Below are 18,536 nucleotides of genomic sequence, written 5' to 3'. Positions count from 1 at the left end.
AGGATCAGGCGTGCGCCCCGACGGTGACCGGGCCGATCGTGAGCCGCGGGCGGCCCTCCAGCACCTCGCCGACCCGCAGCACCTGCTCCTGGAGCTCGCCCAGCTGGGCCGGGGTGAGGTCGCGCAGCGGCTCGACCGTGACGTCGATCCGGCTGCCCGAGCGCCGCTGGTGCCAGACGCCGGCCACGTTCCCGTCCACGAGCAGCACGGGGAAGTTGCCCGCCTGCCCGCCGTTCAGCGCCCGCCGCGCCGCGTCGCCCGCGTACAGGAGCTCGCGGGGCCGGCCCGCCACCACGTAAGCGTCGAAGTACGGCAGCAGCCGCACGCCCCGGGGCGGCTCGCCGGGCACCGCGGTGTCGCCCGCTAGCACCCAGGCCGGCCTCCCCTCCAGCCGTACCTCCTCCAGCTCGACCCCTTCGAACGCCGCCTTCGCCCACCCGGCGGACCCGCCCGCCCACTGGGCGAACTCGGCGGGAGTGGCGGGCCCGTACGCCCGCAGGTAGCTCCTGGCCAGCCAGGCGGGCCCGTCCGTCGCCGGCGGGGCGTCCGGCGCGGCGGTGTAGGTGACCTTGCGCCCGCGGCCCGCCCCGAAGACGAACGCGCCCCGGTGCGCCGCCAGGTGCATGACCTGCCGCCACCGCGGCCAGTAGGTCTGGAACGCGGGCATGACCAGGTCGCCCGCCCACGGCCCGGTGGCCGCGACGACCGCCTCGCTCAGCTCGTCCATCGTCAGCTCGGCGCCCTGGAGCGCCTCACGGATGGCCGTCACCACATGGTCGCGCTGCTCGTCCGTCATCCGGATGTTCGCCGGTGCGGGCGCGACGGGCAGCGTGGACAGGGCGCCGACCCACCTGGGCAGGTCGCGGGCGGGCAGCAGGTGCACGGTGCCGCGCGGGCCGTGCGTCTTGACCAGGCCGCGCTCCTTCCACAGCGCCTCGCGCACGTGGACGCGGGTGACGCCGTCGAGCCGCAGCCCGACGGACAGCTCGGCGGCCGACATGACCTGGGCGTGCGCGCCGCACATGGCGGCCACCGTCTCCTCGGGGCCGCCGGCCGCGGTGACGAGCCCGGCGCGCTCCAGCCGCCTCGCGCTGACCTGCGGCCACGACAGTTCGATCACGGGAATGTGCCTCTCTTCCGTCCGACGGCCCCACGCTACGACCCCATGCGGAAAGCTTCCTTCCGCGAAGGGCGAAAGCGATGAAAGTGGACGACAAGTGACCTTCCAGTCGATCCCACTAGTCTCACGGGTCATGATCCGCCTCAGTCCCGACCTCGGGCCGCTCACCCCCCGTCAGCGCTGGCGCAGGGCCCGCCTCCAGGCCTACTCCTGGACCCTGACGGGCGCGTACCGGCTGGGCACCCTGAACCCCGCGATCTGGCGCATGGTCGCCCGCGGCTACCACCCCGCGCTCGACTGGGTGGCGGCCCGGCACGCCAGGGTGGCCTGCCAGTTCGCGGCCGTGGACGTGCCCGCCTACCGCCACTTCCTGCGCGCGCACGAGGCCGAGCGCGCCCGCCTGCTGGCCGACTTCCCCGAGACGACCAAGCAGAACTACGCCGGCACGTACGACGAGGCCAGCCGCTGCCAGGAGGGCAGGCTGCACCGGCCCGGCGTGATCGTGGACGAGTCGTCCGGATCCAGCGGCAAGCCGTACAACTGGGTGCGCGGGCCGCGCGAGCTGCAGGGCATCTACCGCAACGCCGCCGGGTACATCGAGCTGGTCTTCCCCGGCAGGCGGCTGTTCGTGATCAACGCGTACTCGATGGGCGCCTGGGCCACCGGCACCACCACCGGGGCGGCCATGGCCCGCATCGCGATGGTCAAGAACACCGGCCCCGACCTGGAGAAGATCGCCGACACGCTGGAGCACTTCGGCCCCGGCTACGACTACGTGGTGGCGGCGTACCCGCCGTTCCTGAAGCACCTGCGCGACCGCCTCGACGAGGCGGGCTTCCCGTGGGAGGACTACCGCATCCGCGGCATGGTCGGCGGCGAGGGCATGACGGAGGCGCTGCGCGACTACCTGGAGGAGCGCTTCGAGGAGGTGCGCTCCGGCTACGGCGCCAGCGACCTGACGATCGGGATGGGCGCGGAGAGCGGCTTCAGCGTACGGCTGCGCAAGCGCCTGGCCACCGACCAGCGGCTGCGTGACGCCCTGCTCGGCCCCGGCGAGCAGCGGCTGCCGATGATCTTCCACTACAACCCGCTGGAGACGTTCCTGGAGGTCAACGCCGGCGGCGAGCTGCTGTGCACGATCAACACCAAGAGCTGCCTGCAGCCCAAGCTGCGCTACAACGTGGGCGACGAGGCCCGGCTGCACACGCTCGCCGAGGTGCGGCGGGCGCTGGGCGACGACGACTACGCGGCCATGTGGACCGACGAGCGGATGAACCTGCCGCTGCTGTTCCTGTTCGGCCGCAAGGACTCGACGATCTCGTACATGGGGGCCAACCTCTACCCGCAGGACGTCGAGTACGGCCTCTACCAGGGCAACCCGTACGCCGCCGCGATCAACCGGTTCTGCCTGTCGCTGGAGGAGCTGCCCGGCCTGGAGTACCGGCCGGTGATCAACCTGGAGGTGCGCGGTGAGGTGGACCAGGGGGCGCTGGCGGAGATCTGCCGCAAGGGGGTCGTGGCGCACCTGAGCGCGGTCTCGCGCGACTTCGCCGAGTCGCTGAAGGAGGACCCGACGGCCGCCGATCTGCGGATCAAGGTGTTCGGGCTGGGTGAGGGGCCGTTCGCGCGGCTGACGAAGATGAAGAACGTCTATCTGGTGAAGGACGCATGAGGACCACCGATTTCAGCAGGACGCCGCCGCAGGGGCAGGCGACGGCGATGTTCGTCGGGGCGACCCGCTATCGGGGGCCGCTGTCGATCCTGACGCTCACGCTGACGTGGTTCCGGATGGTGCGGGACATGAAGCGGATGCGCGGCTACCGCTGGCACAAGGTCTACTGGGAGTTCCCGTACACGCTGGGCACCCTGGCCTTCTTCGAGGACCGCGACGCGCTGCTGCGCTTCGCGCGCAGCCGCCACCACCGCAAGCTCATGCAGTGGGTGACGGACGGCACGAAGAACGCCACCGGCGGCTACATCCGGCTCTACAACGCCGAGCCCGAGGGGTACAGCAACGGGATCTGGCGGGCCGAGGGCGGGGAGATGGCGCACATCGAGACGTTCACGCCGCTGTCCGCCGAGAACGGCGGCGGCCCGCCGGTGAGGCGCGCGTGATCCCCGTCGAGTCCCGCCGCGACCTGCGTGACTTCCTCACCTTCACCGACCGGCTGTACGCGGGCGAGGAACGGTTCGTCCCGCCCCTGCGCGCCACGGTGCGCGGATGGCGCCGGCGCGGCGTGCGGCTGCTCCTGCTGCGGCGGGGCGGGCGCGTGGTCGCGCGCACGACGCTGCACACCGACGCCGCCCTGGACGCCAGGCTGGGGCGGGACACCCAGCTCTTCGGGCTGACGGAGTTCGAGCAGGACGCGGCCGAGGAACTGTTCGACGCGATCTGCGCGGCCGGGGTGGCGGCCGGGAGGAAGGCGGTGTTCGGGCCGGTGTCGCTGCTGCCCAACCAGGCCGGAGGGGTGATCACCTCGGGGTTCGGGGAGCGCGGGTTCATCGACAGCGCCTGGAACCGGCCGTACTACCCGGCCGCCTACGAGGCGTACGGGTTCGGCCGCCGGTTCGAGTCCGACACCTGGATCTGCCCGGTGCCGCGGGAGCCGGTGTTCGCCTTCGACGACGCGCGGATCCGCGCCGAGGAGCTGCGGGTGCACCGCGGGGACCGGCGGCGGGTGCGCGAGCAGCTCCCGATCCTGCGCGAGATGCTCAACGCCAGCTTCGCGCAGCTCGGGTACTACACCGAGATCTCCGCCGAGCAGCTCGCCGAGCAGACGGACGGGCTGGCGTACCTGCTGGACGAGGCGCTGCTGCTCTATTTGACGAAGGCGGGGCGGCCGATCGCCTTCGTGCTGTGCCTGCCCGACATCTCCGCTTTCGTCGCGAGGATTCGCGGAAACCTGCACCTCTTCCACCAGCTCCGGCTGCTCGCCACCCGCTCCCGCTACCGCCGCGAGGCCGTGCTCATCGTCAAGGGCACGGTGCCGGACGAGCAGGGCCACGGCTACATGCGGCTGCTGTCACGGGAGCTGCACGACGGGCTGCGGCGGGGTGGCTACCACACGCTGCGCAGCACGTACGTCGAGCGCGGCAACCCCGGCTCGGCCGCCCAGTACGTCGCGATGGGCGGGCGGCCCCTGCACGGCTACACCTTCTATGACAAGGATCTCGAGTGAGACAGCTCCGGGCGCTGGAGCCCGACTTCTGGCGCGCGCCCAGCGCGCACAACACGCAGCCGTGGACGCTCACCTACGCCGGCGGTCAGGCGGCCGTCGGCTGGGATCCGGCCAGGGCGCTGCCCATCAGCGACCCCACGGGGCGCGACCTGCGGCTCAGCCTGGGGGCGTTCGTCGAGTGCTGCCTGATCGTGTGCGCGGACGCGGGCCTGTCCGTCGCCTACCGGCCCGACCCCGGGCCGCTGCGCGCGGGCTTCCTGTACGGGGCAGAGAAGCCGTACAGGACGTCCTTCACCACGGCGGACGTGCGGGCCCGGGGCGCCAACCGCGGCGAGTACCACGCGGAGCGGCTGCCGGACGAGGTGGCCGGCGCGCTGGAGGGGACGCGCCGGCTGCCCTGCCGCGACCTGGCGGACCTGCTGCACGCCGCGGACCTGCACCAGTTCGGGGACAGGGAGGTGACGCGGGAGCTGCGGGCGTGGCTGCGGCTGACCCGGCGGCACCGCCGCTACTTCCTCGACGGCCTCAGCGACCGGGCGCTGGCGCTGACCAAGGTGGAGGCGCTCGGGCTGCGGGCCTCGCTCGCCCTCTACCCGGCACTGCGGCGGCTGGGGCTGCCCCGGGTGCTGGCCGGGGCGTCGCGGGGGCTGCTCGACTACGACGGGGACGTGCTCGTCCTGGTGGGGCCGGTGGACGAGGAGGTGGAGGCGGGGCGGCTGCTGATGCGGCACTGGCTGACGCTGTCGGGGCTCGGGTACACCACGCATCCGCTGAGCCAGATCATCGACTGCGAGGCGACCCGGCGGGAGCTGGCGCGGCGCCTCGGCGTGGCCGATCCCCGCACGCTGCTGCACGTGGCGCGGGTGGGGCGGCCCCGGGCGCCCGCCACGCCGTCCGCCCGGCTCCGCGGCGCCTGACCGGGCCCTGAGGGCTCGCTTCGGGGACGCCCGCCCCTGACGCGGCTCACCCGCAGACGCTCAGGGGACGGGCGCCGGCTCGCCGGGCATGGCGACGGGGGCGGGCTCATCGGGCATGGCGGCGGGGGCGGGCTCATCGGGCATGGCGGCGGGAACGGGCTCGGCGCGGGCGGCCCAGCGGCCGTCGTCGCTGCGGACCAGGCGTACCGGATGCTCGAAGCAGGCGCTGACCAGCTCGCTGGTCAGCACGTCCGCGACCGGGCCGGCCGCCAGGCAGCGGCCGTCGCGCAGCAGCATGGCGTGCGTGGTGGTGGCGGGCAGCTCCTCCAGGTGGTGCGTGACCAGCACGGTGGCCAGCGAGGAGTGCCGGGCGCGCAGCGCGTCGATGCTGGCCAGCAACTGCTCGCGGGCGGCCAGGTCGAGCCCGGTCGCCGGCTCGTCGAGCAGCAGCAGCCGGGGCTGCGGCATGAGCGCGCGGGCGATGAGCGCGCGCCCCCGCTCCCCCTGGGACAGGGTGGCCCACGTGGCCTGCGCCCGGCGGCTCATGCCGAGCATCGCGATCAGCCGGTCGGCCCGCTCGCTCTCCTGCTCCGTGGGCGCCCAGCGGGGCACGGGCGCGGCGGTGTTGGTCAGCCCGGTCAGCACCACGTCCCGCACCCGCAGCGGCCCGTCAGGGGTGTGGCGCGGGTTGACGTGCCCCAGGTACGAGCGCAGCTCGCGCACGTCCACCCGGCCCATGGTGCGCCCGAGCACCTCGACCACGCCGCGGCTGGGATGGGTCACGGCGCCCAGCAGGCCGAGCAGCGTGCTCTTGCCGGCGCCGTTCGCCCCGAGCAGCGCCCAGTGCTCGCCGGGGTCGACGGTGAGCGAGATGTCGCGCAGCAGGTGGCGGCCGTCGCGGACGAGCGCCACGGAGTCGGCCCGCAACACGGGGCCGTGGTCGGCTGGGCGCGAGACTACGATCATGCCGGGTAATTTATCAGGTCCTCAGACATCTGATGTTTCATGCCAAGGATTTCGCCAGGAATTGGTGATCGGCGCGTCGCGCGGGCGTGGGTCCCGCTCCGGCGCGGTACGACCTGCCCTGATACCGGCGAGCTCTCGGGGGAGAACGGTGAAGATGACCTGGCCGGCCGTGGCGACGGTGTTCGCCGCCGCCGCACTACTCACGGGCGGCTGCGCGGACGGCCAGGGCGGGGCGGGGCAGGCGGGACCCGCCGCTCCCGGGCAGACGCAGCCAGGGCCGACCATCACCGCGGACGACGAGCTGCCGACCGAAGGCAGCGGGGACCTGCCCGAAGCCACGGCTCAGGTGGGGCTGGACTGCAAGAGAATGCTGAAGGAGGGCGACTTCGCGGGTACGGCGCAAAAGATGGGCCAGGTGGCCTCCGGTGGCGGCACGGACGGCGAGAAGGCGGTCGCGAAGGTGTGCAAAGCCGCGGCGGAGGCCAACCAGCGACAGTGGCGGCAGGCGAGCGGCACCGTCCGCGAGGCGGAGCAGCAGGCCGAAGACATTCCCGCGCCGATGCGCCCGGCGATGTTGCGGATGCTCAACGAATCGAAACTGACCGCCGCCCTCGCCCTGGGCGACGCCGGGAGCGCCAAGGAGGCCTGGGCCGATCTCGGGGAGCTCGGCGGCATCCCCAAGGAGTTCCTGGGCGACGCGTGCTCGCTGGCGTCCGATCCCGCCACTCTGCCGGAGTGCGCGACCGTCACGTCGCCGCCCACCACGACGGAGTCCTCGCCGGACGGAGGATCACCCTCCGGCGAAGAGTCCCCCACGAACGACGAGCACTCCTCGGAGGAGCCCGTGGAGCCCACGGAGCCCGAGCCCGGCCCGACGGACACCGGCGACCCGGCCGAGACGTCCGGGGAGGACGGCTCCACCCCGCAGGAGGACGACGGCCCGGCCCCCGCCGAGTCGTGAGCGCGCCCCCGGACGAAGGCGGCGGCACCGGCCAGGACCTCACCCGCGCGTGGGCCGTCCTGGCGCACGTCGTGACACCGACCACCTTCATCGCGGCGATCCTGATGTACTTCGGGGCCGTACGCGCCAACACCATGTACGGGCAACTCGGCCTGGACCACAGCATCCTGGGCCTGTCCTTCCAGGACTACGTGCTGCGCAGCGTCACCCTGGCGGTGGAACCGCTGATCGTGCTCCTGGTGCTGGCCCTGGTCGCGCCGCTCGCGCACGGGTGGGTGGTCCGGTGCGCGGACAGGCACTGCACCGCCGTGAAGCGGGTGATCGCGGTCCTGGCGGTGCTCGGGTTCGCGGGCGTCGGCATGGGCCTGGCGGCCATGAACGGACGGTTGCGCCTGCCGTCCCACGCCGTGCCCATCAGCCTGGGGCTCGGCGTCTTCGTGCTCGTCTACGGCCTCTCCCTGTATCAGAGAGTCAGTGCGCGGCACGTCGTCTCCACCGCCGACCAGCTGCTCCAGCGCACCCTGTGCGTGGTGCTCCTCCTGGTACTGCTGCTGTGGACGGTCAGCGAGCTCGCGCAGCAGGACGGCATGAAGGCGGCCATCGCGTACCGCTCCGATCCGGGAGCGCTGCCCAGCACGGTGGTCTACTCGGCGCGGCGGCTGCATCTGGAAAGCCTGGGGATCGAGGAGACCGCGCTGCCGGACCCCGGCGCGATGTACCGCTATCGGTACCGCGGCCTGCACTTGCTGCTCCACTCCAACCAGCGCTACTTCCTGCTGCCCGCCTGCTGGGCGAGCGACCCGTGGGCCCGCGCGATCGTCCTTCCCGCGGACGCTTCACTGCGGCTGGAGTTCCCCATGCTCAAGCTGCCGCCGGAGTGCCCGGCCTGACCGCCGCCGCCGCCGCCCGCTTCAGGCGCCGCAGGCCTCTCGGACGTCGGCGACCAGCCCGGCCGCCGCGTCGATGGTGCGGGTGATCTCCTCCGGCGTGCTCCCGACGCCCGCGAGCAGCGCCTGCGCCCGCTCCCCGAACCCCTCCGGCGCCGACGGCAGCCGGTCGGCGGCGGCGACCATGCCCTTCTCGTTGATCAGCCAGGCCCCGTCGGCGGCGTGCAGCGCCTGGCAGGCCACGCCGATCGCGCGGAACAGCGCCCCCGCCGCGTACGCCGGATCCCGTCCGGCTGCGCCGTACCGGGCCGTCATCAGCGCGAAGTCGCACTCCCACAGCCCCGCGATCAGGGCCTTGCGCAGGGCCGGCGGGTAGTGCGCGGTCTCCTCCCGCAGCGTGGCCAGCTCACCGGCCGGGTCGGCGAGCACCTGGCAGAGCGCCACCTCACCGGCGTAGGCGTGGGAGTAGAAGCCCAGCGGGTGACCGGCCTGGACGCCGATCTCGTAGTGGCCGTCCAGGCAGTCGCGCCAGATCCGGTGCACGCGGTCGAGGTCGCGGTAGATCCAGTCCACCCGCCATCCGTCCACGGTGAGCCAGCCGCCGCCGTCCACCCACGGGCCCCAGCCGCCGGGCTCGGTCACGTCCGTGTCCTGGCCCGTCACCTCCCGCGCGAGCGCGCGCAGCCCGGCCACGTCGAGCCGGCCACGGTAGTAGAGGCCGAGGTCGATGTCGCTGTCGGGGCGGTGGGTGCCGCGGGCGCGGCTGCCTCCGAGCACGACGGCGATCACGCCGGGCACCGCGGCCAGCCGGCCGGCGATGGCGGGCAGGTCAGGGGTTCGCACGGTACGAGCCTAGAGGGCCCCGGCGTGGAGGCCGGAGGCGATCGGCCGTCCGGCCGCTGAGCTGGTATTTCCCTGATGTCCGGTCGGTGGGCCCCCCTAGGATGTGGGAGGTGACGTACATGCTGGTGATCCACATTGACGAGGGGGGCTGATGCCGGTCGCCGTCGAGGGGCTGCTGCGGGAGCTGGCGCCACAGGTGCTCGGCACGCTCGTGCGGCGCTACGAGCAGTTCGACACGTGCGAGGACGCGGTGCAGGAGGCGCTGCTCGACGCCTCCGTGCAGTGGCCGAGGGACGGCGTGCCGGACAACCCGCGCGGCTGGCTGGTGACCGTGGCCGCGCGCCGGGTCATCGACCAGGTGCGCAGCGAGCACGCCCGCCGGCGCCGCGAGGAGAGCGTGGCGGTCAGCGTGGCGGCCGACGAGCTCACGGCCCCGGCGCCGGGCGACGAGCGGGCCGGTGACCGGGACGACACGCTGACGCTGCTGTTCCTGTGCTGCCATCCGTCGCTGTCGGAGGCCTCGCAGCTCGCACTGACGCTGCGGGCCGTGGGCGGGCTGACGACGGCGCAGATCGCCAGCGCGTTCCTGGTGCCGGAGGCGACGATGGGGCAGCGCATCAGCCGGGCCAAGCAGCGGATCAAGGCCACCGGGGCGGAGTTCAGGATGCCGCCGGAGGCCGAGCGCGGCGACCGGCTGCGGGTGGTGCTGCACGTGCTGTACCTGATCTTCAACGAGGGCTACACCGCCACCTCGGGGCCCGAGCTGCACAGGGCCGAGCTGACGGGTGAGGCGGTCCGGCTGACCCGGGCGGTGCTGCGGCTGCTGCCCGACGACGGGGAGATCATGGGGCTGCTGGCGCTCATGCTGCTCACCGAGGCGCGCCGCCCGGCCCGTACGGACGGCGACGGGCGGCTGATCCCGCTGGCCGAGCAGGACAGGAGCCTGTGGGACCGGCGGCTGATCGATGAGGGCGTGGAGCTGGTCACCAAGGCTCTGTCCTCGACGGCGCTCGGGCCGTACCAGCTCCAGGCGGCCATCGCGGCCGTGCACGACGAGGCGGCCACCGCCGGGGAGACGGACTGGCCGCAGATCCTGGCGCTGTACGGGGTGCTGTCAGGGATCGAGGACAATCCGGTGGTCAGGCTCAACCAGGCGGTGGCCGTGGCCATGGTGCAGGGGCCGCGCGCTGGCCTCGGCCTGCTCGACGAGCTGGCCGCCGACGACCGGATGGCCGGGCACCACCGGCTGGCGGCCGTACGCGCGCATCTGCTGGAGATGGACGGCGACGCGGAGGAGGCCGTGGCCGCGTACCGGGAGGCGGCGAGGCTGACCACGAGCCTGCCCGAGCGGCGCTACCTGGAGGACCGGGCGACCCGCCTGTCTTGACAATCTTTTTTGTCGGTGCGATCGTTTGACCATGCACGATGTGGCGGTGATCGAGGACGCCGCGGCCGCCGAGGCGTCGCTCGACCCCATGCGGTCGAGACTGCTGGCCGAGCTGGTGGAGCCGGGCTCGGCGACCTCGCTGGCGGCCAAGGTGGGCCTGGCCAGGCAGAAGGTCAACTACCATCTGCGCACGCTGGAGCGGCACGGCCTGGTGGAGCTGGTCGAGGAGCGCAGGAAGGGCAACGTCACCGAGCGCGTGATGCAGGCCACGGCGGCCTCGTTCGTGATCTCCCCCACCGCGCTGGCCTCGGTGCAGCCCGACCCCGCCAGGTCGCCCGACCGGCTGTCGGCCCGCTGGCTGCTGGCGCTGGCGGCGCAGCTCGTACGCGATGTCGGCGCCCTGGTCACCGGCGCCGCCAAGGCGCAGAAGCGGGTGGCGACGTTCGCCGTCGACGGCGAGGTGCGCTTCGCGTCGGCGGCGGACCGGGCGGCGTTCGCCGAGGAGCTGACCCAGTGCGTGACCTCCCTGATCAGCAAATATCACGACGAGTCCGCTGAGGGCGGGCGCGAGCACCGGCTGGTCGTGGCGGTCCACCCCTCCGTGACCGCGAAGAGGGAGCGCTGAGGTGGGCCGCGACTTCGACATGCCGCAGGAGGCCACGGTCGAGGCCACCCCGGAGGAGGTCTGGGAGGCCATCTCGACGGGGCCGGGCATCGACTCGTGGTTCATGGGGCGCACGCAGGTGGCCGAGGGGATCGTCCGCACCGCGTTCGGCCAGGTCGAGCTGCCGCCGTCCGCCGTCACGGCCGCCGAGCCGCTCCGGCGCTTCGCCCACTCCAGCGGCAAGGCCGATGACGGGAGGTTCGTGGCCTACGAGTTCATGATCGAGGGGCGGGATCGGGGCAGCACGCTCGTCCGCATGGTGACCAGCGGATTCCTGCCGGGTGACGACTGGCAGGACGAGTTCGAGGCCATGTCCCGGGGCCTGGAGATGTACTTCGCGACGCTGGTGGAGTATCTGGGCCACTTCGCGGGGCGGGTGGCGACGCCGCTCACGGAGTTCGGGCCGCCGGTCACGGACTGGGCCGTCGCGTGGGAGAGGTTGTACGCCGCTCTCGGCGGGGTGCCCGCGGTGGGCGACCGGGCCGCGGTCTGCGGGGTGAAGGGGGTCGTGTACCACCGCGACTCCCAGACGCTGGGCATCCGGGCGGGCGACGGCATGTACCGGTTCATGCAGGGGTTCGGCGGATCCATGATCGCCTCGCATCTGCTGTTCGAGGACGGGGCGGATCAGGGGCCGCGGTGGCGGGCCTGGCTGGAGGAACTGCACGCCGGGTGACCGCCTCCCGCAAGGGCATCCCGATCTTCCCGCGCGCCGGCCCCGCCGTAGCCGGCCGACGTCCGGGCCGACGTCCGGGCCGATGTCAGCGGACCCCGGTCCCGGTCTATTCTGCTGGGCATGCCGACACGCCTGTCGCCCCGCCTCGCCGCGATCGTGAGCGCACTCCCCCTGGAGCCGCACTTCCGCGTCCTGGAGATCGGTTGCGGCCCGGGGGCGGCGGCCCGGGCCGTGGCGGCCCGCCTCGGGGCCGGGCACGTCCTGGCCATCGACAGGTCCGCCACCGCGATCGCGCAGGCGCGGGCGGCGGCCGCCGGTGAGATCGCGGCCGGCCGCATGAGCGTCCGCCAGGTCGCGGGCGAGGACTTCGTCCTGCTGCCCGGTGAGGAGCCGTACGACCTGGTGTTCGCCGTCCGCGTCGGCGCGCTCGACGGGCGGCGTCCCGAGGCCGGGCGGCGCCTGCTCGATCGTGTCGCCCTGGCGACCAGGGCAGGGGCCAGGCTGTTCATCGACGGCGGCGACCCCCTGCGGGAGCTGCCGATCCCGAGGTGAGGGGCGCCGACCGGAGGTGGAAGAGCGCGGACCCCGAGGTGAGGGAGCGTGGCGTCAGGGCATGAGTGACGGGTGAACGTCGTCGCGATCTCCGACACGCACGCGCCCAGGCGCTGGCGCGGGTGCCCGCCCCGGGTGGCCGGGCACCTGCGCGGCGCGGACGTCATCCTGCACGCCGGAGACGTCTGCGTGCCCTCGGTGCTGGCGGAGCTGGCCGCGTACGCGCCCGTCCACGTCGTGAAGGGCAACAACGACGGCCCCGACGTGGTGGCCCCGGAGACGCTGGAGCTGACCCTGGACGGGCTGCGGATCGGCATGATCCACGACAGCGGCCCGGCCAAGGGCCGGCTGGCCCGCATGCGGCGCCGCTTCCCGCACGCGGACCTGGTGGTCTTCGGTCACTCGCACATCCCGCTCAACGAGTCGGGCGACGGCCTGCGGATCTTCAACCCGGGCTCCCCCACCGACCGCCGCCGCCAGCCGCACGGCACGGTGGGCCTGCTCACGATCGAGCACGGCGTCCTGACCAGGGCCGAGATCGTGCCCGTCACTCCTTGACGACGTCGTCGCGCGCCTTGTCCAGGTTGGTCTTCAGCTCCTCCATGACCTTGGCGTAGCCGAGGTAGCTGTAGCGCTCGGCGGCGTGCCACGGGTAGAGCTGGCCGGCCTTGACGGCGGGCAGCTTGGCCCAGGTGGGCTTCTTGGCCATCTCCTCGATCTTCATGGACTGGGAGCGCGCGTCCACCAGGATCACGTCGGCCTGGTACTTGTCGGCGTTCTCCCAGCTCAGCACCTCCCAGAAGCCGCCCTCGCTCTCCGTCGGCCGCTCCGGGTAGACGATCTTGAGGCCCAGGTCGTCGCCCCAGTACTTGAGGTCGGGGTGGTCCGGCAGGTACGCCACGTACAGCGACTCCGGCGTGCCCGTGACGATCATGACGCTGAGGCCGGGCCTGTCCGCGGCGAGCGTCTTCAGCGCGGCGCCGGCGTCCTCGAAGCGCTTCTTGGCCTCGGCCACCGGCGCGGCGTTCAGGTCGGCGCCGAGCGCGGCGGCGAGCCGGCCGTACTTCTCGATGATCTGCACCAGGGGCGTGCCGCTGAGCTGCACGCCGACGGTGGGGGCGATCTGGTCGACGGCCGCGATGGACTGCTCCGGGACGTACCAGAGCGCGTCCTTGACGTACATGCCCGCCACCAGCAGGTCAGGCTGGAGCGAGGCGTACTTCTCGACGTTGAACTCGCCCCACACGTTCCCGATCGACTCGACCTTGGTGATGTCGACCTCGCCCACCTCCGGGTCGCGCCCGCCGTCCTTGAGCTTGTGCGGGCCGAAGACCCCGACCGGCCGCACGCCGAAGTCCCACAGCGCGGCGGCCGCCGCCGACTGGGCCACGACGCGCTGGGGGCGCTGCGGCAGGGAGACGTTCTTGCCGCGGTCGTCGGTCCAGGTCCACGGGCCCTGCGAGGCGGCCTGGGAGGACGGGGCCTGCGCGGCGGGCGAGGAGGCGGGGGGCGAGGCGGTCCCGCCACAGGCGCTGACGCCGAGCAGAGCGGCGGCACCGAGGGCGACGAAGGTACGTCGCGGGACGTTGGCCATGGATTCTCCTCATGGGACGGACTTTGCCCTTATGGACGGCATATTAGATTAGCCTTACCTAACCTAAAAGTCCTCTTGGGGGAGTACGGAGCCCGCCCCGTACGACCGGCGGCGTAGCCGGGGCGGCGACGGCCGGCCGATGCGCGGGCGGCCCGGCGGCAAGATCCTGGAGACCTTAAGGGCGGCGGTAAGGCGACGGGAACGCGACCGTAAGCGCCCTCCAGCACTCTGATCTCAGATCACGGAGCAGAGCAGAGAAGGGCCAGACAGATGAGCCAGCCGTACAGCATCCAGGACGAGATCCTCCTCCCCGGCTTCACCGGGACCGTGCACCTGCCGGGCGAGGCCGGCTACGACGAGGCCCGCCGCTCGCTGAACCCGGCCGTGGACTCCCGCCCGGCGCTGATCGCCGAGGCGCAGAGCGTCGCCGACCTCCGGGTCGCGCTGCTGGCGGCCCGCGCCCACGGGGTCCCGTTCGCGGTCCAGGCCACCGGGCACGGCACGCACGCCCCCTGCGACGGCGGCATCCTGGTCAGGACCTCCTCGATGGCGTCGGTGCTGGTGGACCCGGCCCGCCGGATCGCCCGGGTGGGGCCGGGGGCGCGCTGGAGCGAAGTGATCGCCGCCGCCGCGCCGTTCGGCCTGGCGCCGCTGTCGGGCTCGGCGCCGTCGGTCGGCGTCACCGGTTACACGCTCGGCGGCGGGCTCGGGTGGCTGGCCCGCAAGCACGGGTTCGCGGCCGACAGCGTGCTGCGGGCCGAGGTGCTGCTGGCGGACGGGCGGCACGTGACCGCGAGCCCCGACAGCCACCCCGAGCTGTTCTGGGCCCTGCGGGGCGGCGGTGGCGGGTTCGGCGTGGTGACGTCGCTGGAGTTCCGCCTCTACCCGGTCCCGGAGGTGTACGCGGGGTTCGTGTACTTCCCCATCGAGGCGGCGGCGCGGACGCTGGAGGCGTACCGGACCTGGATCGACGACGCCCCCGACGAGATCAGCACGGCGGTCGTGCTCAAGCGCATGCCCGACGACGAGCAGGTGCCGGCGGCGGTGCGCGGCAGGCACGTGGTGCTGCTCAAGGTCCTGCACGCCGGGACGGCCGAGGAGGCGGGGAAGCTGCTCGCGCCGCTGTTCGCGGCGGCCGGGCCGGCGCTGCTGGACGAAGCGCGGACCACCACGTACGGCGCCGCGGCCATGGGCGGGACGCCCAACCGGCACATGGACATGTTCGACACCGTGCCCGGCGAGGTCGTCGACGCGCTGGTGCGCGCCTCGGAGCAGGCTCAGACGATCGAGATCAGGCACTGGGGCGGCGCGATGGGCCGGCCGGGGCCGGACGCCGGGCCGGTGAGCCACCGCGCCACCAGGCTGTCGGTGATCGTGGACACCGTGGTGCCGGGGCTGGCCGAGGAGTTGCGGCCGTACGCCAACGGCGGGACGTTCCTGAACTTCCTGGCGGACCCGTCGCGGACCGCGGCGGCGTACACGGAGGGGGACTACGGGCGGCTGCGCGAGGTCAAGCGCGCCTACGACCCCGACGGGTTCTTCCGCGTCGGGCACGTCGCGAAGTGAGCGTCACCCGCGCGCACCCCGCGCCGGATCGACCGGCCAGGAGACAACTGAACAGTGATCTACGCGTCCGGGCCGTGGCCGCCCGCGGTCAGGTCGGCGGTGATGCGGTCGGCCGTGAGCGGCACTCCGGGCAGCGGGGTCGCGGCCTCGGGGCGCAGGCCGTCCAGGAGCGCGGCCAGCAGGCGGGCGCGTACGGCGTCGTCGAGCGCGGGCGGCACCGCCGGCAGCGGCCGGGTCAGCACGGTGAGGAACATGACGAGGTCGCCGGCGCTCACATCGGCCCGCAGCGCCCCCTCCGCGCGGGCGGCGCCGGCCAGGGCGTCGAGCGCCGCCAGAAGACGCGCGCGAGCCTCGCGGAACTCGGAGTCCGGCTCGACGTGGTCGCCGAGGATGGGCAGCATCGCGACGATCCGCCGCTCGACGACACCCGCCGCGAACGCCGCCAGCGCCGCACCGGCCCCCTGCCCGGCGGCCAGGACCTCGGTGGCGAGCGCGCCCACCTGGGCCATGTTGTCCACCACCACGGCACGGATGAGGTCGGCCCGGGCCGGGAAGTGGCGGTAGAGCGTGGCGTTGCCGACGCCCGCCCGGGTGGCGATCTGGTCGAGCGGCGCGTCGGGCCCCTGGTCCAGGAAGGCCAGATGGGCCGCGCGCAGGATCTGCTCGCGGTTGCGGCGGGCGTCGGCGCGCAGCTCTTTCACAGGACCCTCTTCCCGACATAACCGTGGACGCTTTCCCCGGTTATGTTACTGTGCGGGACAACCGGGGAAATTCTCCCCGTTTATTCCCACGGGAGGATCGGATGGGATCGATCGCGAGGACCTCCGTCGCGTGTGTCGTCACCGGTGGCGGGCCCGCCGGCATGGTGCTCGGCCTGCTGCTGGCCCGGTCGGGCGTGGAGGTGGCGGTGCTGGAGAAGTACCCCGACTTCCTGCGCGACTTCCGCGGCGACACGGTGCACGCCTCCACGCTGGGGCTGCTGGACGAGCTGGGGCTCGGCGAGCGGTTCGCGGCGCTGCCGCAGCAGCGGGAGCGCCGGCTGACGATGGCGTTCGACGACGGCGCCATCACCGAGGACTTCAGCCGCCTGCCGGGCGCCCACCAGCACATCGCGCTGGTGCCGCAGTGGGACTTCCTCGACCTGCTCGCCGCGGCGGGCGGCGAGTCGCCGCACTTCCACCTCGCACAGAACGCCGAGGTCGACGGCCTGCTGCGCGACGGCGAGCGCGTGTGCGGGGTGCGCTACACCGACCAGGACACCGGCAGGACGCACGAGCTGAGCGCACCGCTGGTGGTGGCCGCCGACGGGCGGCACTCGACCGTGCGCGACCTGCTCGGTCTGCGCCCGCGCGCCTCGGCCGCGCCCCATGACTGCCTGTACGTACGCATCCCCCGCCTGCCCGGCGACCCTGACGGCACGTTCCTGCGCTTCTCCGCCACCGGCGGCCTCATCATGATCAACCGGGGCGACTACTGGCAGGGGGCCCTGCTGATCGCCAAGGGCATGGCCGACGCGGCACGGGCCGGTGACGGCGCTTGGACCCGCCGCACGATCAGCCGGCTGGCCCCGTACACCGCCGGGCGGATGGCCGCCATCGGCGCCGCGGACATCGCCGTCCTGCAGATCCGCATCGACCGGCTCGCCCGCTGGTGGGCGCCGGGCGTGCTGCTCATCGGCGACGCCGCGCACGCCATGTCCCCGATCGCCGGCGTGGGCGTCAACCTGGCCGTCCAGGACGCGGTCGCGGCGGCCCGCGTCCTGGTGCCGGCGCTGCGGCGCGGCCGGGTGAGCGAGCGGGAGCTGGCCCGGGTGCAGCGGCGGCGCCAGTGGCCCACCGTGATCACCCAGGCCCTCCAGCGCACGGCTCAGGACCGCTTCGTGGCCGCCTCGATCACCGGGGAGGCCGGGGGCGCCCCGCTGCGCCTGCCGCAACCGCTGCGGACGCTGCGGCACTGGCGCGGCCTGCCCCACCTGCTCGGGCGGGTCGTGGGGCTGGGCATCCGGCCCGAGCGCCTGACCGGCCCCCTGGCGCCGCTGAGCCATGGATGACCGGCGTCAGCTCACGACGCCGCTCAGCTCGTTCGGCGGCTGCGGGAGGGACACGCTCCCGGTGACCTCGCCGGAGGGGAAGTCCACCGCGTGAAGCCGCTTGCCCGCCGGGTCGCTCACGTAGACGACCTGGTCACGGACGAAGATGTTCGGCCGGGGACGCTGCCACTCCAGGGGCTCCTTCCACTCGTCCAGCACCTTGACGGTCCTGACGACCTTCCCCGCCGCCGGGTCGATGACGTGGACGGCGCCGTCGGTGCCGAGGACGAGGGCTTCGCCGCCCGGCCCGCGCGCCAGTGACCGGAAGGTGTAGCTCGTGCCGAGGTCCACCAGCTTCAGCGTGCCGGTCGTGGTGTCGATGAGGGAGACCTGGGTCGGGCGTTCCAGCTCGGCGTCCGGGTCCTTCTTGTAGTCGCCGAGGACGACCGGGGACAGGTCCGAGCCCGACTGGTTGCCGATCCTGCCGTACTCGTCGGGGCTGTCGATCTTGCTGATCTTCCCGTCCTTGTACAGCAGGACGCCGTCCTCGCAGCCGAGCACGACGGCCTCGTCCCGGGCGGTGGCCTCGCCGTGCACGCCGGGGCAGTCCTCGCTGCGGGTGATCTCCTTGCGGCCCTTGTCCAGGACGGCGATGCCGGTGCGCTTCTCCTCGGTGCCGAGGGTGACGACGAGCTCGCCGTTCTCCAGCTCGATGGCGACGCCGTGGTGGGCCGTCGCGGCCTGGTACACCTCGCCCTTCGGCAGCCCCGCGGCCAGCTCGGCCGGGTCGAAGAGGGTGACCTCGCCGGTGCCGTCGGCGAACAGGACGGTGGTGCCGGCGTGCCGCACCACGTGCCCCGGCTTGGCGCCCTTGAACTCGTCGTCCTTCAGCGTCGCCGAGGCGGCGTCGAGCACGCGGAAGCCGGTCGAGGTGGAGACGAGCACGTGACGGGCGTCCCCGGCGGGGTTGACCCGGTTGTAGCCGGCGAGGGGGATGTCCTTGACCAGCTTCAGGCTCTGCCCGTCGAGCACGTACAGGCCGCCGTCGTAGGTCAGCACGAGGGGGTCCGTCACCGCCTGCTGAGGGACGGCGGCGGGGGCGGCCGCCTCTGTTGCGGTCTCCTGCGCGGCGCCGCAGGCGGTGAGCAGGAGGGCTCCGGCGAGCAGCGTCGCCGGAGCGGCGATCCGGGTCATG

At 73.4% G+C, this 18,536-nt stretch carries 19 protein-coding genes; 13 read left to right on the top strand and 6 right to left on the bottom strand.

Going from position 1 to position 18,536, the window contains the following annotated elements:
- Nucleotides 1-4 precede the first annotated feature (4 nt).
- Nucleotides 5-1,120: a winged helix DNA-binding domain-containing protein gene (locus tag HD597_RS15445; RefSeq protein ID WP_253742884.1), complete on the bottom strand. Its 1,116-nt coding sequence runs from the start codon at nucleotides 1,118-1,120 to the stop codon at nucleotides 5-7.
- Between the two features lie 133 nt (nucleotides 1,121-1,253).
- Between HD597_RS15445 and HD597_RS15440 the strand changes: the two genes are divergently transcribed.
- From HD597_RS15440 to HD597_RS15425, 4 genes are read left to right on the top strand one after another with little or no spacing between them, the layout of a single operon-like run.
- Nucleotides 1,254-2,792, top strand: a complete 1,539-nt coding sequence (locus HD597_RS15440) for a phenylacetate--CoA ligase family protein (RefSeq protein WP_253742883.1) — start codon at nucleotides 1,254-1,256, stop codon at nucleotides 2,790-2,792.
- Nucleotides 2,789-3,235 carry a DUF4188 domain-containing protein gene (locus tag HD597_RS15435; RefSeq protein WP_253742882.1) on the top strand — a complete coding sequence of 149 codons (447 nt, stop codon included), beginning with the start codon at nucleotides 2,789-2,791 and terminating at the stop codon, nucleotides 3,233-3,235. Before HD597_RS15440 ends, HD597_RS15435 begins: the two co-directional genes overlap by 4 nt.
- Nucleotides 3,232-4,299 (top strand): hypothetical protein, encoded by a 1,068-nt coding sequence (locus HD597_RS15430; protein ID WP_253742881.1) that lies wholly within the window; start codon nucleotides 3,232-3,234, stop codon nucleotides 4,297-4,299. The genes HD597_RS15435 and HD597_RS15430 overlap by 4 nt, the downstream gene beginning before the upstream one ends.
- Nucleotides 4,296-5,216 carry a nitroreductase family protein gene (locus tag HD597_RS15425; protein WP_253742880.1) on the top strand — a complete coding sequence of 307 codons (921 nt, stop codon included), beginning with the start codon at nucleotides 4,296-4,298 and terminating at the stop codon, nucleotides 5,214-5,216. The genes HD597_RS15430 and HD597_RS15425 overlap by 4 nt, the downstream gene beginning before the upstream one ends.
- Before the next feature lie 60 nt (nucleotides 5,217-5,276).
- Here HD597_RS15425 and HD597_RS15420 read toward each other — a convergent pair whose 3' ends face one another.
- Nucleotides 5,277-6,182 carry an ABC transporter ATP-binding protein gene (locus tag HD597_RS15420; protein WP_253742879.1) on the bottom strand — a complete coding sequence of 302 codons (906 nt, stop codon included), beginning with the start codon at nucleotides 6,180-6,182 and terminating at the stop codon, nucleotides 5,277-5,279.
- A gap of 148 nt (nucleotides 6,183-6,330) precedes the next feature.
- Here HD597_RS15420 and HD597_RS15415 point away from each other — a divergent pair, with 148 nt between their 5' ends.
- Nucleotides 6,331-7,143 (top strand): hypothetical protein, encoded by an 813-nt coding sequence (locus HD597_RS15415; RefSeq protein WP_253742878.1) that lies wholly within the window; start codon nucleotides 6,331-6,333, stop codon nucleotides 7,141-7,143.
- A complete protein-coding gene (locus HD597_RS15410; RefSeq protein ID WP_253742877.1) occupies nucleotides 7,140-8,033 on the top strand; it encodes a hypothetical protein in 894 nt (297 codons plus the stop codon). Before HD597_RS15415 ends, HD597_RS15410 begins: the two co-directional genes overlap by 4 nt.
- A 21-nt stretch (nucleotides 8,034-8,054) precedes the next feature.
- Here HD597_RS15410 and HD597_RS15405 read toward each other — a convergent pair whose 3' ends face one another.
- Nucleotides 8,055-8,873 carry a nucleotidyltransferase domain-containing protein gene (locus tag HD597_RS15405; protein ID WP_253742876.1) on the bottom strand — a complete coding sequence of 273 codons (819 nt, stop codon included), beginning with the start codon at nucleotides 8,871-8,873 and terminating at the stop codon, nucleotides 8,055-8,057.
- Nucleotides 8,874-9,024: 151 nt separating this feature from the next.
- Here HD597_RS15405 and HD597_RS15400 point away from each other — a divergent pair, with 151 nt between their 5' ends.
- The 5 genes from HD597_RS15400 (at nucleotide 9,025) to HD597_RS15380 (ending at nucleotide 12,710) form a co-directional block, all read left to right on the top strand.
- The gene (locus HD597_RS15400; RefSeq protein ID WP_253742875.1) at nucleotides 9,025-10,260 is read left to right on the top strand and encodes an RNA polymerase sigma factor; all 1,236 of its coding nucleotides are present in this window, start codon (nucleotides 9,025-9,027) and stop codon (nucleotides 10,258-10,260) included.
- A 31-nt stretch (nucleotides 10,261-10,291) separates the two neighbouring features.
- Nucleotides 10,292-10,885, top strand: a complete 594-nt coding sequence (locus HD597_RS15395) for an ArsR/SmtB family transcription factor (protein WP_253742874.1) — start codon at nucleotides 10,292-10,294, stop codon at nucleotides 10,883-10,885.
- Nucleotide 10,886: 1 nt separating this feature from the next.
- On the top strand, nucleotides 10,887-11,600 hold the full coding sequence (locus HD597_RS15390) for an SRPBCC family protein (RefSeq protein ID WP_253742873.1): 714 nt from the start codon (nucleotides 10,887-10,889) through the stop codon (nucleotides 11,598-11,600).
- Between the two features lie 120 nt (nucleotides 11,601-11,720).
- Nucleotides 11,721-12,152 carry a methyltransferase domain-containing protein gene (locus tag HD597_RS15385; RefSeq protein WP_253742872.1) on the top strand — a complete coding sequence of 144 codons (432 nt, stop codon included), beginning with the start codon at nucleotides 11,721-11,723 and terminating at the stop codon, nucleotides 12,150-12,152.
- A 72-nt stretch (nucleotides 12,153-12,224) separates the two neighbouring features.
- Nucleotides 12,225-12,710, top strand: a complete 486-nt coding sequence (locus HD597_RS15380; RefSeq protein ID WP_253742871.1) for a metallophosphoesterase family protein — start codon at nucleotides 12,225-12,227, stop codon at nucleotides 12,708-12,710.
- On the opposite strand, the gene HD597_RS15375 is transcribed toward HD597_RS15380, so the two are convergent.
- Nucleotides 12,700-13,746, bottom strand: coding sequence for an ABC transporter substrate-binding protein (locus tag HD597_RS15375; RefSeq protein ID WP_253742870.1), 1,047 nt, complete (start codon nucleotides 13,744-13,746; stop codon nucleotides 12,700-12,702). The two genes, HD597_RS15380 and HD597_RS15375, sit on opposite strands and share 11 nt — an antisense overlap.
- 270 nt (nucleotides 13,747-14,016) lie before the next feature.
- Here HD597_RS15375 and HD597_RS15370 point away from each other — a divergent pair, with 270 nt between their 5' ends.
- Nucleotides 14,017-15,312 (top strand): FAD-binding oxidoreductase, encoded by a 1,296-nt coding sequence (locus tag HD597_RS15370; protein ID WP_253742869.1) that lies wholly within the window; start codon nucleotides 14,017-14,019, stop codon nucleotides 15,310-15,312.
- A gap of 59 nt (nucleotides 15,313-15,371) precedes the next feature.
- On the opposite strand, the gene HD597_RS15365 is transcribed toward HD597_RS15370, so the two are convergent.
- Complete coding sequence (locus HD597_RS15365; protein ID WP_253742868.1) at nucleotides 15,372-16,013, bottom strand: TetR/AcrR family transcriptional regulator; 642 nt, start codon at nucleotides 16,011-16,013, stop codon at nucleotides 15,372-15,374.
- Nucleotides 16,014-16,114: 101 nt separating this feature from the next.
- Here HD597_RS15365 and HD597_RS15360 point away from each other — a divergent pair, with 101 nt between their 5' ends.
- Complete coding sequence (locus HD597_RS15360) at nucleotides 16,115-17,362, top strand: FAD-dependent oxidoreductase (protein ID WP_253742867.1); 1,248 nt, start codon at nucleotides 16,115-16,117, stop codon at nucleotides 17,360-17,362.
- Between the two features lie 6 nt (nucleotides 17,363-17,368).
- Here the strand turns inward: HD597_RS15360 and aztD are convergent, their stop codons facing one another.
- A complete protein-coding gene (gene aztD, locus HD597_RS15355; protein WP_253742866.1) occupies nucleotides 17,369-18,535 on the bottom strand; it encodes a zinc metallochaperone AztD in 1,167 nt (388 codons plus the stop codon).
- Nucleotide 18,536 lies beyond the last annotated feature (1 nt).

It is taken from the genome of Nonomuraea thailandensis, from assembly GCF_024172165.1.
Classification (GTDB): Bacteria; Actinomycetota; Actinomycetes; order Streptosporangiales; family Streptosporangiaceae; genus Nonomuraea; species Nonomuraea thailandensis.
The sequence above is the reverse complement of the archived record's forward strand: the minus strand, read 5'-3'. Positions and strand labels throughout refer to the sequence as shown.

What these genes read in the sequence shown, in the direction of transcription:
- HD597_RS15440 (WP_253742883.1), top strand. Translation starts at nt 1,254, where the DNA reads ATGATCCGCCTCAGTCCCGACCTCGGGCCGCTCACCCCCCGTCAGCGC.
- HD597_RS15435 (WP_253742882.1), top strand. Translation starts at nt 2,789, where the DNA reads ATGAGGACCACCGATTTCAGCAGGACGCCGCCGCAGGGGCAGGCGACG.
- HD597_RS15420 (WP_253742879.1), bottom strand. Translation starts at nt 6,182, where the DNA reads ATGATCGTAGTCTCGCGCCCAGCCGACCACGGCCCCGTGTTGCGGGCC.
- HD597_RS15400 (WP_253742875.1), top strand. Translation starts at nt 9,025, where the DNA reads ATGCCGGTCGCCGTCGAGGGGCTGCTGCGGGAGCTGGCGCCACAGGTG.
- HD597_RS15395 (WP_253742874.1), top strand. Translation starts at nt 10,292, where the DNA reads ATGCACGATGTGGCGGTGATCGAGGACGCCGCGGCCGCCGAGGCGTCG.
- HD597_RS15385 (WP_253742872.1), top strand. Translation starts at nt 11,721, where the DNA reads ATGCCGACACGCCTGTCGCCCCGCCTCGCCGCGATCGTGAGCGCACTC.
- HD597_RS15375 (WP_253742870.1), bottom strand. Translation starts at nt 13,746, where the DNA reads ATGGCCAACGTCCCGCGACGTACCTTCGTCGCCCTCGGTGCCGCCGCT.
- HD597_RS15370 (WP_253742869.1), top strand. Translation starts at nt 14,017, where the DNA reads ATGAGCCAGCCGTACAGCATCCAGGACGAGATCCTCCTCCCCGGCTTC.
- HD597_RS15360 (WP_253742867.1), top strand. Translation starts at nt 16,115, where the DNA reads ATGGGATCGATCGCGAGGACCTCCGTCGCGTGTGTCGTCACCGGTGGC.
- aztD (WP_253742866.1), bottom strand. Translation starts at nt 18,535, where the DNA reads ATGACCCGGATCGCCGCTCCGGCGACGCTGCTCGCCGGAGCCCTCCTG.